At 70.3% G+C, this 16,148-nt stretch carries 15 protein-coding genes; 6 read left to right on the forward strand and 9 right to left on the reverse strand.

Annotated elements, in window-relative coordinates; all coding sequences use genetic code 11:
* Positions 1-13: 13 nt before the first annotated feature.
* Positions 14-970, forward strand: a complete 957-nt coding sequence (locus tag GA0070604_RS13945; protein WP_244161887.1) for a hypothetical protein — start codon at positions 14-16, stop codon at positions 968-970.
* A 68-nt stretch (positions 971-1,038) separates the two neighbouring features.
* Here GA0070604_RS13945 and pgi read toward each other — a convergent pair whose 3' ends face one another.
* The 4 genes from pgi to GA0070604_RS13965 form a co-directional block, all read right to left on the reverse strand.
* On the reverse strand, positions 1,039-2,673 hold the full coding sequence (gene pgi, locus GA0070604_RS13950) for a glucose-6-phosphate isomerase (RefSeq protein ID WP_091127109.1): 1,635 nt from the start codon (positions 2,671-2,673) through the stop codon (positions 1,039-1,041).
* 191 nt (positions 2,674-2,864) lie between these two features.
* A complete protein-coding gene (locus GA0070604_RS13955; protein WP_091118344.1) occupies positions 2,865-3,362 on the reverse strand; it encodes a YcxB family protein in 498 nt (165 codons plus the stop codon).
* 140 nt (positions 3,363-3,502) lie between these two features.
* Complete coding sequence (locus GA0070604_RS13960) at positions 3,503-4,087, reverse strand: hypothetical protein (protein ID WP_141721288.1); 585 nt, start codon at positions 4,085-4,087, stop codon at positions 3,503-3,505.
* Positions 4,088-4,505: 418 nt separating this feature from the next.
* Entirely contained in the window at positions 4,506-5,021 is a 516-nt protein-coding gene (locus GA0070604_RS13965; RefSeq protein ID WP_244161888.1) for a SigE family RNA polymerase sigma factor, read from the reverse strand.
* A 111-nt stretch (positions 5,022-5,132) separates the two neighbouring features.
* On the opposite strand from GA0070604_RS13965, the gene GA0070604_RS13970 reads away from it, so the two are divergent.
* Together GA0070604_RS13970 and GA0070604_RS13975 are read left to right on the forward strand one after the other, a co-directional pair.
* The gene (locus GA0070604_RS13970; protein WP_208602044.1) at positions 5,133-5,474 is read left to right on the forward strand and encodes an alpha/beta fold hydrolase; all 342 of its coding nucleotides are present in this window, start codon (positions 5,133-5,135) and stop codon (positions 5,472-5,474) included.
* Positions 5,475-5,838: 364 nt separating this feature from the next.
* Positions 5,839-6,981: an IS110 family RNA-guided transposase gene (locus GA0070604_RS13975; protein WP_091127110.1), complete on the forward strand. Its 1,143-nt coding sequence runs from the start codon at positions 5,839-5,841 to the stop codon at positions 6,979-6,981.
* 86 nt (positions 6,982-7,067) lie between these two features.
* Here the strand turns inward: GA0070604_RS13975 and GA0070604_RS13980 are convergent, their stop codons facing one another.
* Positions 7,068-8,297, reverse strand: a complete 1,230-nt coding sequence (locus GA0070604_RS13980; RefSeq protein ID WP_091118348.1) for an IS110 family RNA-guided transposase — start codon at positions 8,295-8,297, stop codon at positions 7,068-7,070.
* A gap of 751 nt (positions 8,298-9,048) precedes the next feature.
* A complete protein-coding gene (locus GA0070604_RS13985) occupies positions 9,049-9,606 on the reverse strand; it encodes a dihydrofolate reductase family protein (protein WP_091118349.1) in 558 nt (185 codons plus the stop codon).
* Between the two features lie 1,354 nt (positions 9,607-10,960).
* On the opposite strand from GA0070604_RS13985, the gene GA0070604_RS13990 reads away from it, so the two are divergent.
* From GA0070604_RS13990 to GA0070604_RS14000, 3 genes are all read left to right on the forward strand, one after another.
* Positions 10,961-11,509: a nucleotidyltransferase family protein gene (locus GA0070604_RS13990; protein ID WP_244161890.1), complete on the forward strand. Its 549-nt coding sequence runs from the start codon at positions 10,961-10,963 to the stop codon at positions 11,507-11,509.
* Positions 11,510-11,641: 132 nt separating this feature from the next.
* Positions 11,642-12,691: an aldo/keto reductase gene (locus GA0070604_RS13995; RefSeq protein ID WP_091118350.1), complete on the forward strand. Its 1,050-nt coding sequence runs from the start codon at positions 11,642-11,644 to the stop codon at positions 12,689-12,691.
* A 162-nt stretch (positions 12,692-12,853) separates the two neighbouring features.
* Positions 12,854-13,396, forward strand: coding sequence for an RNA 2'-phosphotransferase (locus GA0070604_RS14000; RefSeq protein ID WP_091127112.1), 543 nt, complete (start codon positions 12,854-12,856; stop codon positions 13,394-13,396).
* 27 nt (positions 13,397-13,423) lie between these two features.
* Here the strand turns inward: GA0070604_RS14000 and GA0070604_RS14005 are convergent, their stop codons facing one another.
* The 3 genes from GA0070604_RS14005 to GA0070604_RS14015 all read right to left on the reverse strand — a co-directional run bounded on the left by GA0070604_RS14005 (position 13,424) and on the right by GA0070604_RS14015 (position 16,141).
* A complete protein-coding gene (locus GA0070604_RS14005; protein WP_091118351.1) occupies positions 13,424-14,062 on the reverse strand; it encodes a hypothetical protein in 639 nt (212 codons plus the stop codon).
* On the reverse strand, positions 14,059-15,465 hold the full coding sequence (locus GA0070604_RS14010) for a selenium-binding family protein (protein WP_091118352.1): 1,407 nt from the start codon (positions 15,463-15,465) through the stop codon (positions 14,059-14,061). Before GA0070604_RS14010 ends, GA0070604_RS14005 begins: the two co-directional genes overlap by 4 nt.
* Before the next feature lie 160 nt (positions 15,466-15,625).
* Positions 15,626-16,141: an NUDIX domain-containing protein gene (locus GA0070604_RS14015; protein ID WP_091118353.1), complete on the reverse strand. Its 516-nt coding sequence runs from the start codon at positions 16,139-16,141 to the stop codon at positions 15,626-15,628.
* Between the last annotated feature and the right edge of the window lie 7 nt (positions 16,142-16,148).

Consider the following 16,148-nt stretch of genomic DNA (forward strand, 5'->3'; position numbering starts at 1 on the left):
GCCGGCGTTCCCCGTGCTGCTGCTGGTGCTGCGCCTGTGGCAGCTCAGCCGGCAGGACATGCCGACCATGCTGCTGCTGGTGCAGTACGTCAGCCCGCTCGGCCTGCTCAGCGCGCTGCTCATCGCCCTGGTCTGGGCGTTCCCGCTGGTGGTGCTCGGCACCGGCGTGCTCGGATCGGTGCTGCGGGTCAGCGCCCCGGAGCGGTTCGACCCGGACCGGTCACTGCTGGCGTACGTGACCGCCCGTACCCCGGGCTGGGTGCTGGCCGCGGCGTCGGTGCTGGCGGCGCTCACCTGGCAGATGCGCTTCCTGCCGGCACTGCTGATGATCGTGCTGTGGCTCGTCGGGCTACGGATCCGCCGCCGCTATCCGGACCGCGCTGACCTGCTGCTCGCGCTGGGGCTGGTGCTGCCGCTGCTCGCCGGCCTGGTCGCGTACGTCTGGCTGGCCCCGGCGATCGTCTCCGCGCTGCGTCACGGTGAGCTGGCCACGGCGGCGCTGCTCGGGGTGCCGCCGGCGGCGGCCGTGGTGCTCACCGGGCCGATCCCGCGCCGGTCCGCGCCGCTGCTGACCCAGCTGGCGGCCTACGTGGTGGCCGCGGTGGTGCCGCTGGTCAGCGGCACGGTGTTCCTGCGGGTGCCGCTGCTGCCGTCGGTGGCGGTCGAGGTCGGGCCGCCGCCGCCCGAGCCCGCGGTCGAGGTGGTGCCCGGGCAGGCGATCACCGTGACCGACCGGATGACGATCGTGCTGGACGGGAACGGCCGGGTCCGGTTTCTGCCCAACGAGGAGGTCCGGGCCCAGATCCTCTGCCCCGGCCCGGAACGGCTCCCGGTCAGCGAGGTGACCGTGCACGGCTGGCCGGTCGAGCGGACCGCGCTGGACTGGCTGATGCCGAGGCAACGACCCGAGCCGGCGGACAGCCGCTGCTCCGGCCGGCTGGAGGTGCCGCCCCGCCCGGCGGGCGGCTGACGCCCTCGTGGCCGGTCGACCGTGCCGGCGGCGACGACCCGACCGGGTCGCCGCCGCCGGCGTACGCCTCAGTCCCGGCCGCGCTCGGCCCGGTAGCGGCGGATCAGCGCGGCGGTGGAGGAGTCCACGTCGCCGAGGTCCGGGGCGGCTCCGGTGAGCTTCGGCGCGAGCTGGTTGGCCATCACCTTGCCCAGTTCCACGCCCCACTGGTCGAACGCGTTGATGTCCCAGACCGCCGCCTCGGTGAACACGATGTGCTCGTAGAGGGCGATCAACTGGCCCAGGGTCGACGGGGTCAGCTTCGGCGCGATGATCGACGTGGTCGGGTGGTTGCCGGCCATCACCCGGTGCGGCACCACGTCGGCCGGGGTGCCCTCCGCCTCGACCTGTTCCTTGGTACGCCCGAAGGCGAGCGCGGCGGTCTGCGCGAAGAAGTTCGACATGAACAGGTCGTGCATGTCCCCGAGATCGTGGTTGGGCTGACTGAACGCGATGAAGTCGGCCGGTACGAGCCGCGTCCCCTGGTGGATCAGCTGGTAGAAGGCGTGCTGGCCGTTGGTGCCGGGCTCGCCCCAGAAGACCTCCCCGGTCGGGTACGTCACCGGGGTGCCGTCGACGGTCACCGACTTGCCGTTGCTCTCCATGGTGAGCTGTTGCAGGTAGGCCGGGAACCGGTGCAGGTACTGCGCGTACGGCAGCACCGCGTGGGTCTGCGCGCCGAGGAAGTCGGTGTACCAGACGTTGAGCAGCCCCAGCAGCGCCGGCAGGTTCCGCTCGACGGGCGTGGTGCGGAAGTGCTCGTCGACGGCGTGGTAGCCGGCCAGCATCTCCCGGAACCGCTCCGGCCCGATCGCCAGCATCACCGACAGCCCGACCGCCGAGGGCAGCGAGTACCGGCCGCCCACCCAGTCCCAGAAGCCGAACATGTTCTCCGGGTCGATGCCGAAGTCGCGGACCCGTTCCTCGTTGGTGCTGACCGCGACGAAGTGCCGGGCGATCGCGGAGTCGTCCGCGTCCAGGCCGGCGAGCAGCCAGCGCCGGGCCTGGTTGGCGTTGGCCAGGGTCTCCTGGGTGGAGAACGTCTTGGAGACCACCACGAACAGGGTGCTGGCCGGGTCCAGGTCGGTGGTCTTGTCGTGGATGTCGGTCGGGTCGATGTTGGACACGAACCGGCAGGCGATTCCCGCGTCCCGGTACGCCTTCAGCGCCTCGTACGCCATCACCGGACCGAGGTCGGAGCCGCCGATGCCGATGTTGACCACGGTGGTGATCCGCTCGCCGGTGTGTCCACGCCAGTTGCCCGACCGCACCCGGTCGGCGAAGGCCGACATCCGGTCCAGCACGGCGTGCACGTCGGCGACCACGTCCTGCCCGTCGACCACCAGGGCGGCGTCGCGTGGCAGGCGCAGCGCGGTGTGCAGCACGGCCCGGTCCTCGGTGGAGTTGACGTGCTCGCCGGCGAACATGGCGGCGATCCGGTCGGTCAGCCGGACCCGCTCGGCGAGCGCGGTGAGCAGGCGCAGCGTCTCGTCGGTGACCAGGTTCTTGCTGTAGTCCACGTGCAGGTCGGCGACGTCGCCGGTGAGCCGGTCGCCCCGCTGCCCGTCGGTGGCGAACAGCTCCCGCAGGTGGGTGCCGCGCAGCGCCTCGGCGTGCTTGCGCAGGGCCTGCCATTCGTCCGTGGTGGTGACGTCCACAGCCATCAGGTCGATCTTCTCCTTCACGACGAGGTCTGCCAGCGGGCCGTCGTCGCCCCGCTGCCGGCGACCCCATCAGCCTGCCATCCGCAGGAGGCCGGCGCGACGCGACCCGACATCGCCCACCTCTTGGACGTCGACTTCCGGGCACCCCCTGGTTGGGACACCTGTGCTACTCCTCGGCTCTGTGTGGGCGTTCACCGAGGCGGGAGCAGCCCCCGTTCGACCATGTAGGCCCGCAACGTCTCGGCGTCCTCGTCGGACATCAGGCGGCGTGGGATCACGGTCGCCGGCATCCGGCCGACGTACACGATCCAGAATTCAGAGGTGTCCCTCACCTGGGTGACCCCGTCCCAGGCGATGCCGCCGGACTCCGAGCCGCTGCGCATCATGATGTTGTCGTCGGTGATGTCGTACGCGCCCTCGACGGCGTAGCGACTGGAGCGTCGCCGGGCGCGCGACCGCACCCACGGCGAGTACAACATCGACAACAGGCCAGCCACGACCAGTGTCAGGCACAGCGACGAGACCCGGTCGCCCCACGCGAACCCCCGCGAGACGGCGAAACCGATCACCCCGACCGCCGCCAGCACCGCGCCGATGTAACCGTACCTGCGCAGCCGTACGCTGCTCAGCGCGGCGGCCACGCGGCCCGGGTAGGTGGGATCGGCTGGGACGTCGAAACGGATGTGCACGCCAGAACGATAGTGCTGGTTCAGCCGTGAAGACATGGTGTACGAGCTGAGCCGCGCAGCCGGCCCCTGACCAGCGGAATTGAATCTACCGGTCAGGGGCCGATCTTCGAGGGCTCATGCCCGCGGGTGGGAGTAGTCGGTCAGTCCTTGGTGGCGCGCTCGGTTGCGGCGCGGTCGCTCGCCACGATGAGGTCGAGCAGTTCCTTGCCCAGCCCGGCCGGTACCCGGACGCGACCACCGCCGGTCGAGACCGCCTGCGGGCAGGTCGCGTCACCCAGCACCACTGTGACGCTGCCGAGGTAGATTCCGACCGCGCCGGGCCCTTGCAGTGTGCATTCCTCACCGGCGGGCACGGGGTCGCGCAGCTTGGCGAGGGTTGTCCGGATCTGGGTCAGGGTCTTGGCGTCCGTCGCGACGACCATGCCGTTGCTGGGCGGCGCGTCGGTGGTGGCGCTGCCGAAACGATCGGGCAACGCCAGACCGCCAGAGGCCGGGGCCGCCGGGCCCGCGGGCCAGGTGACGTGCTTGAGCAGCTGCTCGCGACCCCTCTCGTCCCCGGAGATGAAGGCGGTCGTCGCCTGGATCTCGTCGGTGAAAGCGCGGTAGCCCCACATGGACGAGAGGTTGCGCATGCCAACCTGCTCGATCTGAAGTAGCTGCCCGTCCTTGACCACCAGCTTGTTCGGGCTGACTATCGGGGCGACGCCCGCTCGCACGACCGCCATCCACACCTGACCATCTGACTTGCACATGGAGGGTGTGTTCCTGGGCGGGCCAGGCCGAAATCCAAGATCCCACCGCTCGGCGAGGTAGACGGTGTGCGGCTCGGCGATGCAGGGGTCGAAGGTGGTGACCTCGCTCGTCCGCCAGCCCTTCGGGACGGCGACCGACAGGCCCCCAGGCTTACCGTGGTCCCGGGCGTCGCGGCGGCCTCGGACCGGTCCGGGGGCGCTGTTCCGAAGGGCAGGGCCACGACGGCCGCGGCTGCGGCCGCGACGGCAGCGAAGCCGGCAGTTCCCCAGGCACGGCGGCGGCGCTGCATGCTGCGCCGACCGAGGCTGACCAGCCGGAAGGTGGGATCGGCCTCGGTCGGCGTCACGGAGGCGGCTGCCCGTTCGAGTAGCTCTCTGGCGTGGGTGGGATTCACGGGGTCTCCTTGGAAGATTCGACGAATAGGCCGCTGGCGCGTAATGCCGCCAGGGCACGGGACGTACGGCTCTTGACCGTTCCCACCGCGACGCCGAGGATTTGCGCCACCTCGGCCTCGGAGGCGTCGGCCCAGCACCGCAACACGAGCACCACCCGCTGGTCGGCGGGCAGCCGGCGCAGACTGGCGAGCACCTGCACGCTGAGATCCGACTGATCCGCGAAGCCACGACCAGACGCATCTGGCAGCTCCTCGGTCGGCACCTCGCCGTGCCAGCGCCGGCGCCTGGCCCGCGTCGCGGTACGGACCATCACCTGCCGGACGTACGCCTCTGGTCGGCCGTCCGGCGCGCCCAACCGATGCCACGACCGATAAGCCGCGATCAAACCCTCCTGCGCGAGATCCTCACCCAGCCGGCCGTCACCGGTCAGCAGCGCGCCGAAGCGAACGATCTCGCGGTACCGGCTGGCGACGAAGTCCTCGTAGCCGGCGGGTTCCGCTCTGCGAAGCAAGCCCATACCTAAGTAAGGGCCCTGGACCTGCCCGGTGGTTCCCACTGCCTGGCCGCCGGCCAGCAGGTGTCGATCGCTGGGCGCCCGGCCGAAGCGACCCGCCTCGCCTTATTGCGGGCAGTCGCCTCGCCCGGCTACCCGTTCGACGAGCAGGATGCCCGCCTCCGCGTAGAACGCGAACTCGACGCCGGCCTGCCCAGCGGCGTCCGCGACAGCCGCGCCCAGGCTCGGCAGATCAGCGCTACCTGGCACGGCCCGAGCCTGCGCAACCTCCGCGTGCCCACCCTGGTGCTGCACGGCGAGAAGGACCCTCTGATCCGCCCCGCCGCCGGCCGCCGCATCGCCGCGTCGGTGCCAGACGCCCGCTACGTCGAGCTGCCCGGCATCGGCCACGACCTCCCTCGGGAGATCTGGCCTACCGTGACCCAGGAGATTCGCGCCCGGATTGACTGAGACTCTTCCAAGTCTGAAGGAGATCGATAACCGTACTGACGAAAGCCCACTTTTCTGACCGTGGCGTCACTGCTCATGGTCACCCGTAACGTCCTCAATTTGGCTACTTGTTTCATTGACCTGCGACCGTGGCCCGGCCAGGCTTCGGTCGAGGCGCCCGGGCTGTCGCTCTCAATTCGGCTGCCCACGCTGGTCGTGTGGCTCTCATCTGGCCTGCGCGGCCCGGGCGTCGCCCCAGGGCGGGGAGAGGCTCAAGAGGGGTTTGCTCGGCTCGAAGTAGCGTTGCCCTCCCGGCTCGACAACCGAGGTGGATCGAGCATCGGAGGACGCGTTGAGTGGCACGTCAGATCGTGTGGTCATCGGGATGGACCCGCACAAGCGCTCTGCCACGATCGAGGTCATGACCAGCGACGAGACCGTCGTCGGCGGCGGCCGGTTCGACACCGGCCGGGACGGCTACGCGGCGATGAGGAAGTACGCCAGGCAGTGGCCGCACCGGGTCTGGGCGATCGAGGGCTGCCAAGGCATTGGCCGGCACATCGCCACCCGGCTGCTGGCCGACGACGAGCAGGTCGTCGACGTGCCACCGAAGTTGTCCGCCCGTGCGCGGGTGTTCGCCACCGGGCAGGGCCGCAAGACCGACGCCACCGACGCCCACTCCATCGCGCTGGTCGGCACCCGCATGGCCGGGCTGCGCCCGGTGGTCAACGATGAGCAGTTGGCTCTGCTGCGGATTCTGGTCGACCGGCGCCGCTCCCTCGGCGAGGACCACACCCGCATGGTCTCCCAGCTGCACCAACTGCTCCTCGAACTCATACCGGGTGGGGCGAAGAAGAGTCTGTCCGCCGCCCAGGCCAAGGCACTACTGGCCACGGTCCGGCCTCGGGACGCGGTCGGCAAGGCTCGAAGGCGGGTCGCCGCAGAGCTGATTGGTGACCTCGAACGGGTCTACCGGCGCTCCAAGGAGGCAGACAAGGAACTGAAGGAACTGGTCGCCTCCACCGGCACCACGTTGATGGACCTGCACGGCATCGGGCCGTCCGGCGCCGCCCGGCTGCTGGTCGAGGTCGGTGACATCACTCGGTTCCCGAACCGGGCCCACTTCGCCTCCTGGAACGGCACCGCCCCCATCGACGCGTCCTCCGGCGAGCAGGTACGCCACCGGCTTTCCCGTGCCGGGAACCGGCAGATCAACCGGGTGCTGCACATCATGGCCACCGTCCAGCTGCGCAATCCCACCGAAGGACGCGCCTACTTCGACCGGAAGAAAGCCGCCGGCAAGACATCGATGGAAGCGATGCGCGCCCTGAAACGGCGCCTGTCCGACATCGTCTACCGATGCATGATCAACGACGCCACAGCCGCGGCGGCGGGCCCGGGAGGACAACGGGGAACGACCACTGACTCCAGCGTGACCGGCTCTCATCCCCCAGCCGGCTCTTCGGAGAAGTCACTTCCCGGACCCGCCGAAACCCAGGATAGAACTCTCCTCCCGGCGGTGTCTTGACACAGAGGGGAGCCACGTCCGGATGCAGGCACTCGCGATCCGGTTACCTTCCGTAACGAGCGCTTCGCGGCATGAGTAGCCCTGTGTCAAGCGGTGGTCGCCAGGACGGCCTGCAGAGCTCGGTGGCGGGTGGGGTCGTAGGGGACGCGGTCTTGCCAGCAGCGCCAGATCACGTGCAGCCAGGCGCGGGCGAGGATTCGTGTCGCGTGGGGGTGGTCGTGGCCCCGAGCTCGGGCTCGTTGGTAGAGGTCGGCGGCCCAGGGGTTGGCGTGGTGGGAGTCGCCGGCGAAGTCGATGACCGCGCCGCGGAGTTGTTTGTCGACGGCCCAGCGGAAGCCGACGACTTTCACTTTCCCGGACTGCCTGGTCGAGGGCGCGGCGCCGGCCAGGCAGGTGAGCGCCTCCGGTGTCGGGAAGCGGCCGCGGGCGTCACCGATCTCAGCCAGAAGTCGGGCCGCTCGCACGATCCCGGCCCGGGGCAGGGACGTGAACACCTCCGCGTCGGGATGCTGGAGCAACTGGACCTCGATCTGCTCCTCCAGCGCGTTGATCTGCTCGCGCAGGGTAGTAAGCCCAGCTACCAACGCCGCGGTGACGTGCGCCCGGGCGGTGGCTTCAGGACCGGTGGTCCCGCGGGTAGCCGCACGCAGATGGGCGTGCAGCAGCCCGGCTCGTGCCGGGTTGGGGTAGGAGACCCTGCGCAGCCAGTTCTGCAGTCTGCGTGGCGACAGCCAGTCGACCTTGTCCTGAGTCGGGAACCGGGTGAGGAAGCTCAGGGTGATGGCGGAGTCGATGTCGCGGAACAGCCCGATCACGCCGGGGAGAACGTGTTCGAGGTGGGCTCGGAGTTGATTGGCCATCGCGACCCGGGCGGCGATGAGGTCCTTGCGGGCGCGGACGGTCATCCGCAACGTGAGTGTCGCGGGAGAGTCGGGGGTGAGGGGACGCAGGCGGTGGTGATCGGTGCGGACGGTGTCGGCCAGGACGTAGGCATCGAAGCGGTCGTCCTTGTTGCCGGCTGCCCCGTAACGGCGGCGCAGGTGCTTGATCTGGTTCGGGGCGATCACGTAGACCGTGAGCCCCGCGTCGAGGAGGGCCTCGACGACGGGCCCGTCAGGCCGTTCGATACCGACCTCGAGTACACCGGTCTGCTGCAGGCGGCGCAGCAGCTTCCGCAGCCCCGTAGCGGTGTGTTCGACGATCATCCGTTGAACCTCGACACCGTCGGGGCCAACGATCGCGAGGGCGTGTTCGGTGCTGGCCCAGTCGATGCCCGCGGTTGGTCGACGCATCGAGGGGTCGTGTTCGACACTCATGGTGTCCTCCTTGCTGTTGCAGCAGCAGGTGGGCACCCAGTGGTCTCAGGACACGGAAGCGGGTCGCTCACTGATCGGCGCTCGACGGCGCTCAGCCCTGTCGCCAGTCATACGTGTCCTGGGACCACCGGGCCCCGCGGAACTCATGCCGGACCTCTCAGGGTCGAGCGGACAAGGCGGTGGCCCGGTAGGGACCAGGTGCGCCGACGACCCGAAATCGCCGGCACCAGACACGGTGCCCGACGAGACCGCCGACAGGAAGAGTCTGCGCAGTGAGCGGATGCCTTCAATAAGCGATGGCCGGCGGCGTGGTGACGGCGATGGACCAAATCTGGACGAGTCGTCCGCCGTCGTAGCCAGCTCAGGATTCGTCGGCGTCGGGCCCCGGCCGGCCGCGGAAGAACGACCTGAGGGCGTAGCCGACCAGGCGCATCCATAGCGGGGGCCGACCCGCCTCCCCCGATCCGCCCTGGCTTTGGTCGTGGAAACGGGGCCCAGATAGCCGTCTCTTCTGGGCCCAGGGCGAAGGGTTTCTTCATGACCAATATGCGGCAGTTTGGGTCCCGCCCTGAAGGCGTCGGCGAGTAAGCGCAGGACGGGCCATGATCCCCTGCGCCGCTGGTGGCGTGCACGGAACCCTCGACCGGCTCTTCGAAGACGTCCTCGCCTTCGAGGAGTCGTTCGGCGCTGCGCGGCGAGCGCGAGAGAGCACCGTGCTGCCGGTGAGCTGGCGGCGATGGACTTCTGTGATTCAGCGCGCGCGGCGGTAGTGCATGGCCACCGCGCCGTTGCGGAGCGGCTCCGCCGAGAGTAGCTCGAGCCGGCGTGTGCCGGGCAGTCCGCCCTGGTACAGGGTCGGGCCGTGGCCGGCGATCCTGGGATGGACGAGCAGCTGGTACTCGTCGATCAGGTCTAGCCGGTCGAGCTCGGTCGCGAGCTTGCCGCTTCCGAGGAGGACCCCGGCCGGAGTCGCGTCCTTGAGCTTCTGCACGCTCTCGCGCAGATCGTCGGCGATGTGGTGGCTGTTGGTCCACGGGAAGTCGTTACGCGTCGACGACACCACGTACTTGGGTTTGGTCTCCAGCTTGACCGCCCACTCGCGCATGGCCGGCGGCGCCTCCTGGTCGCCGCGCGCGACGGCTGGCCAGTAGCTCTCCATCATCTCGTAGGTGACGCGACCCCACAGCATTGCCCCGCACTCGTCCAAAAGACGGGTGAAACGGGCGTGCGTCTCATCGTCGGCGATCCCCTCCTGGTGGTCGACGCAACCGTCCAGGGTGAGGTTGAGGCTGAAGGTGAGGAGACCCATAGCCGGCGAGTCTAGCGCCACGACACGGCGTCGCGGCCGGTGCGGGCGTAGCGTCAGCGAGCTCGAGATACACGCGCCTCGTCTCGTTGAAGTCGTCGGTCTGGACGAGCCTGCGCTCACTCGTGGACGTCGCCAGCTCGACCTCGGCGACGATGCGACGCGCCAGGTGGGTCTTGCCCGTCGGCGAGCACCACCGGACGGTCTGTCTGCCAGTTCCCGCTTGGCGAGTGCTCGAAGCAGTCGAGGTCGATGACGCGCGGGTTGCTTGACAGAAACCTGAAGCATTCCTCACGACCCCGTGGCGATAAGGCCAAGCACCCACGACCAGGGCGGGCCCCAAACTCACGCCCAGCGAAACCCGCTGGAAGACGCCGAGAGCCAAACTCGCGCCCATTCAGGACCGCAACTCGCGCTCAGAACCACGCCCCAGCCCGCGACGTTGCTTCCGGATTCGTAGCTGACTGGCGATTCATGGGTCCGCGTCGCCGGTGCTGCGCTCGTACGCCTTCATAGCGACATACAGCAGCGGCTCTGCTTCCCGCCGGGCGAACCGTCTCAGCTCTCTCGGATCCGCGAGAATTCCTCAAAGCGAGGATCTCCCAAGCCTGACGGGTGGCGAGTTCGTCAGCCAGCCGCTCGAAAGCATCGTCATCCGGCTCGGTTGCCCATGCTGTCGACGAGGCGCCAGAACTCTTCCTGCTCCATCCAAAGATCATCTCAGGTTCGCCACTAGTAATCGCAACATCCGCTCTTCGGCATGTCCGCAAGGGAACCGCACCGAGGCTGACCGAATGCACCGCGTAGCTTGCCGAATCATCCTCACCTGCATGATGAGTGGACGCCGGCATTGCAACGTCTTCAATACGGTGCGTGCCGTAGGGTGGCAGAGAGTACGCGCGAGCCAGCTGGAAGTGCATATGCACGTGCTTGACGACCCTCATGGCCTCTCGCCGAGGGCGCGGGCATTTCTGCACCGCGTCGGGCTCCGACGCCTCGATGAGGCACGACCATCGGCGAAGCATCTGCAGGTGCCAGACCGGCCAGGACGGCTGGTTGGGTCCCCGCCCGACGAGTTGATCGCCCGGCGGGAGTGGTTCGTCGCCCGGTTTGGCGGACTGCACTACGACGTCCGTCGCCGCGTCCGTGTCGGCGACTGGAGCCACGAGTCCAGAACGATGGTGCCCCACCCCGCGTCCGGGCAGCGCCTGACCCGGTCCCGCCGGCCGGATCCTCGGGGGCCGCCGCTTGCCGGCGCTCGTGAGCGGATGTCTGCGGTGATGATCGCGCCGACGCACGTCGGTGACAGACCGCGAGCGGTGTGTACGCCCGCTGGCCTAGGGTCCCTGGGGTGGTCATGGGTGCGCAGGACGTGGTGGGCGTGATCGAGTCAGACCCGGGAGCGATGAGCGTCCTTCGGGCTGCGGCCGACCTTGGACTACCGGACTGGTGGATCGGCGCCGGCTTCGTACGCAATCGGGTCTGGGACGCGATCAGCGGCCGTCCGCCCTCGCCGGAGCGCGACGTGGATGTCGCCTACTTCGACCCGGAGAGGCTGGACCCACGCGAGGACGCAAGCGCCGAAGCCCAAGCCGTGGTGGCCCTGCCCGGGGTGCCGTGGGAAATCCGTAATCAAGCGCGGATGCACCTGCGCAATGGCGACGAGCCCTACACGTCCGCCCTGGACGCGATATCGCGCTGGCCCGAAACGGCAACGTGCGTCGCGGTCACGCTGCGGGGTGACTCTGTTCGCCTGGTGGCCTGCCATGGGCTGGCTGACCTTGTGGGAATGGTTGTCCGCCCCTCCCCGGCCTTCGACAACGCAGCGGGCCGCGCGAAGGTACAGCACCGCGTGCGGGTCAAGGGATGGCTCGACCGATGGGCCGGACTGCGGCTGGAGATCTAGCGCTCTCACCGGGAGCTGCCGGCCGTGTCCGGGCCGGTCCGGTTGACCTCGAGTGCACTCGAAATCCTACGGTGGCCGGACCGCCCGCCAACCGAATTCGGCGGGCGCGAACCTCCGTGGGAAGGAACAACTGTGCGCTATCGCGTACTCGGCGGCACCGGCATCCAGGTGAGCGTCCACTGTCTCGGCACGATGATGTTCGGCGCGGTCGGCAACCCGGACCACGACGACTGCGTACGCATCGTCCACGCCGCCCTCGACCAGGGCGTCAACTTCGTGGACACCGCCGACATGTACTCCGCGGGTGAGTCGGAGGTCATCGTCGGCAAGGCGCTGCGCGGCCGCCGGGACGACGTGGTCCTCGCGACGAAGGTGCACTTCCCGATGGGGGAGGGGCCCAACCGGGGCGGCAACTCGCGGCGCTGGATCATCCGGGAGGTCGAGGAGAGCCTGCGCCGCCTGGGCACCGACTGGATCGACCTCTACCAGGTGCACCGGCCCGACCACACGACCGACGTCGAGGAGACCCTCGGCGCGCTCACCGACCTGGTGCGGGCCGGCAAGATCCGCGCCTTCGGCTGCTCCACCTTCCCGGCCGAGGAGATCGTGGAGGCGTACCACGTCGCCGACCGGCGCGCGCTCGGCCGGTTCCGCACCGAGCAGCCGCCGTACTCGATCATGGCCCGGGGGATCGAGACCGGGGTGCTCCCGGTTTGCCAGCGCTACGGCATGGGAGTCCTGGTGTGGAGCCCGCTGGCCTCCGGTTTCCTCTCCGGCCGCTACCGGCAGGGGCGGCCGGTGGACATGACCGCCGGTCGGCCGGCGATCACCCCGGCCCGGTTCGATCCGGCGCTACCCGGCAACGCCGCCAAGTACGCCGCCGTCGAGAGCCTGGCCGCGCTCGCCGAGGAGGTCGGGTGCAGTCTGCCGGAGCTGGCTGTCGCATTCACGGTCGCCCACCCGGCGGTCACCTCGGCGATCATCGGGCCGCGCACCATGGAGCAGTTGGAAGGGCTGCTCAAGGGCGCCACGCTCACCCTCGACGACGCCGTGCTGGACCGGATCGACGAGATCGTCCCGCCCGGCACCAACCTCTACCAGCCGGACGGGGCCTGGTCGCCGCCAGTGCTCACCGACCCGGCGCGCCGGCGCCGCCCGCTGCCGGATCGGGCCGCCGCCTGACCTGGCCGCGGAGTGGCTGACCCCGACGCGGGTGACGAGGTCGCGGGATGGTGTGCGCGCCCGACCGGATCGCCGCCCTGGAGCCGGTCGGGTGCGCTGCCGCCGGTCGACCGTGGTCGATAACGGGTGGAGCGGGCCGGGGCGGGGCGGCACACTGTCGGCGTGGATCATCGTGATCTGGTCCGGGTGAGCAAGCGGATGTCCCTGGCGTTGCGGCACCGTCCGGACCGGTTCGGCCTGACTCTCGACCGGGCCGGCTGGGCGCCGGTCGCCGACCTGCTCGCCGCGCTGCGGATCACCCGCACCCAGTTCGACGCCGTGGTCGCCGGCAACGACAAGCGGCGTTTCGCCGTCGAGCGCGGGCCCGACGGCGTCGACCGGGTCCGGGCCAACCAGGGCCATTCCGTCCCGGTCGACCTGGGGCTGGCCTCGGCGACCCCGCCCGACCGGCTGTTCCACGGTACGAGCGACAGTGTGGTGCCGGCGATCCGCGTCGAGGGGCTGCGCCGGGGCCGCCGGCACCACGTGCACCTGTCGCCGGACGTGGAGACCGCCCGGCGGGTGGGCGCCCGGCGAGGCGGTGCGGTGGTGGTGCTGACCGTTGACGCCGCCGCGATGGCCGAGAACGGCTACGTCTTCTACCGCACCGCCAACAGTGTTTGGCTCACCGACGCGGTGCCGCCCGCGTACCTGAGCGTGCCCTAGGCAGGTGCTGCGACCCGGGGTGGCGGCTCAGGTCGCGCCGATCAGCGTCACCACACCGGCGGCCACCAGCACCCCGGCCCAGAGCCGGTCCACGTTGAACCACGCGCGGCGCAGCACACCGACGCCGAACACCTGGTACACGAGCAGGGCCACCGCCGACGCGACGCCGAGCATGGCCACGGTGTGCACGCCCGCCGCCGCCAGCCCGGTCAGCGCACCGGCCGGCGCGGCGGCGAGGTGCCCGGCGTGCGGTCCCGCGTCCACCGACGGTTCGGCGAGCAGCACCGGCAGCAGCATCAACCCCGCGCCGTGCGCCGAGGACATCAGGAAGGACCAGGCGGCGAGTTGGGGCGGTGACAGGCGCATCCCCGCCCAGCGGAAGTGCCGCTCGGAGAGCAGCCGCCACAGCCCGAACCCGACCAGCAGCACGCCGCCGCCGATTGCGACCGCCGTGCTCGCCGTCGCCGAACGGGTCGCGGTGACCAGCGCCGCGACCACCGCTACCGAGGCGAGGTGGCCGGCCGCGATCGGCGGCAGCGCCCCCAGCAGCGCCGCCCGGCGGCGTTCCTGTAGACCCCGGGCGACCGCGAACAGCCAGCCCATCGCCGGGTTCACGCCGTGGAACGCGCCGAGGCCGGCCAGCGCCGCCCAGGTCACACCGGTCACGGGAAGCAGTACGAGTCGGAGGACGCGTCGCCGCCCTGCAACCGAGTCTGGTGCACCCGCAGCCCCCGGAAGTCGTCACCGCGCGGGAAGAAGCGCGGGTCGGGAGTCAGGCCGCCGCGTTCCGGATCGACGTCCAGCTTGGCCAGCCAGGCACCCACCCCCTCAGGGTAGAACTGGTCGTCCCACGAGCCGTACAGGGAGTTGCTGACGTAGACCCGTCGCCCGTCCCGGCTGATCTCGACCATCTGCGGGCCACCGGAGAGCGGTTCGTCGGGGAAGGCGGGGTGGGCGGTCCGCGCGACGATGCCGCCCAAGCGGACCGAGCCGGTCCGCACCGGGTGCAACGGGTCGCTGACGTCGTACTGGATCAGCTCGCCGGTACCCCAGCAGGAGACGTAGAGGAACCGGTCGTCCACGGATAGGTCGATGTCGGTGACCAGGGGTGGCACCGCACCGAAGGGCTTGAGCAGGTCGGGCAGGTCGGCCGGGTCGGCCGGCTCGGCCGGGATGTCGATCACCTTGGTCACCGCCCAGGCGTCGCCGTCGCGGTGCCAGAGCCAGATCGAGGCGGAGAGGTCCTCGACGCTGACCACCACGCCGACGAACCCGTACGTCTTCGTCGGGTCGTGCGCCGGGCGTAGCTCCAGGGGCATCTGGTACTGGTCGCCGAGGTCGACGCGCTGCACGTGCCGGCGCTTCGCCAGGTCCCAGAAGTGGATGGCGTGCCCGTACCGGCGGCCGAGCAGCAGCTCGCCGATGATGCCGTCCTCGACCATCGACGGCGTGCCCCATTCGCTGGTGACCAGCACGTCCCGGGTGTAGTGCCACCAGAAGTCGTACGCCAGGAACTGCGGTCCCCGGTCGGCTTCCCACGCTCCGCGTACCTCGAACGAGGTGTGGTCCAGTACGGCGATGCCGCCCGGCCCCTCCTGCCCGTCGGCGCCGCCCAGCGCGGAGACGTAGATGCCGTCGGGCCCGCAGTGCACGGTGTGCGGGCGCGAGTATCCGGCCCGTCCGGCGAGCTCTTCGGGGCCGATCACCTTGACCAGCCGGGGCTGTCGCGGGTCGGGCCCGGTGTCCAGGACGTGGATCCGGGACGACCGCAGTCCGGGCACGATCAGGTAGCGCCGTTCCACGTGCGGATGGGGCGCGGTCGGGCAGAGTGCGCTGCTGCACGCGTTCCAGCCGAAGTGGTGCAGCTCGTCGCCGGTGAAGGGCAGTTCGGTCCAGCCCACCACCTGCCCGTACGCGTCGGAGTCGGGGTCGGTGTCGAGCACCGCGATGGCGTCGGGGCGCTGCGCCGTCCGGTCGAAGGCGGCGACGTACGCCAGCTTCTCGGCGGGTGCGGTGAGCGCCTCGCGAGGCGAGGGATAGAAACTCGGGTCGGGGATCCAGCGGGTCATGGCGCCTCCGCTCTGGGCTCAGGGGTGGCTACGCCGAGGTGTTCGAACATCCGGCGAGCGGAAGTAACCTATCAACCCGGTAGGACTTATGGGTAGTCTGCCGGTGGCGGTGAGCGGGACGAGTCAGCGAGTTGTTGCCGGCGGGGGAGGGGCCGGTGGCTCAGACCGGCGACTGACCGGCCAGGAAGTCGGCGAGCACCCGGGTGTGGGTGGAGAAGGCCAGCTCGACCGGCTCGGTGACGACCAGCCACTCGGTGGCCTCCTCGGTCGGCGTCGATGGCGGGAGGTCCCCGACGGCCCGTTCCGGCAGGACGCCGAAGACCATCATGGTGCCGCCGGCCGGCGCCCCGTGCACCGCGAACAGCCGCGCCTGCCCGACCTCGGCCAGCAGGCCGGTCTCCTCACGCAACTCCCGGACCAGCGCCTCGTCCCACTCCTCGCCGTACTCGATGAAGCCGCCGGGCAGCGCGAGCTGGCCGCGGGCCGGCTCGATGTCCCGGCGGACCACCACCACGCCGAGCCCGGCCGGCGTCCGCACCGGTAGGACCGCCACCGCGACGGGCAGCGGATTGCGCCACACCGTGCCGCCGCAGGTCGCACAGACGCGGGGCCAATCGGCCTCCGCCGGGTAGGCGGCGCCGCAGTACGAGCAGTACGAGTACGGTGCGACGGTCACGCCGCAG

The sequence above is a fragment of the Micromonospora eburnea genome (assembly GCF_900090225.1).
GTDB classification, from domain to species: domain Bacteria; phylum Actinomycetota; class Actinomycetes; order Mycobacteriales; family Micromonosporaceae; genus Micromonospora; species Micromonospora eburnea.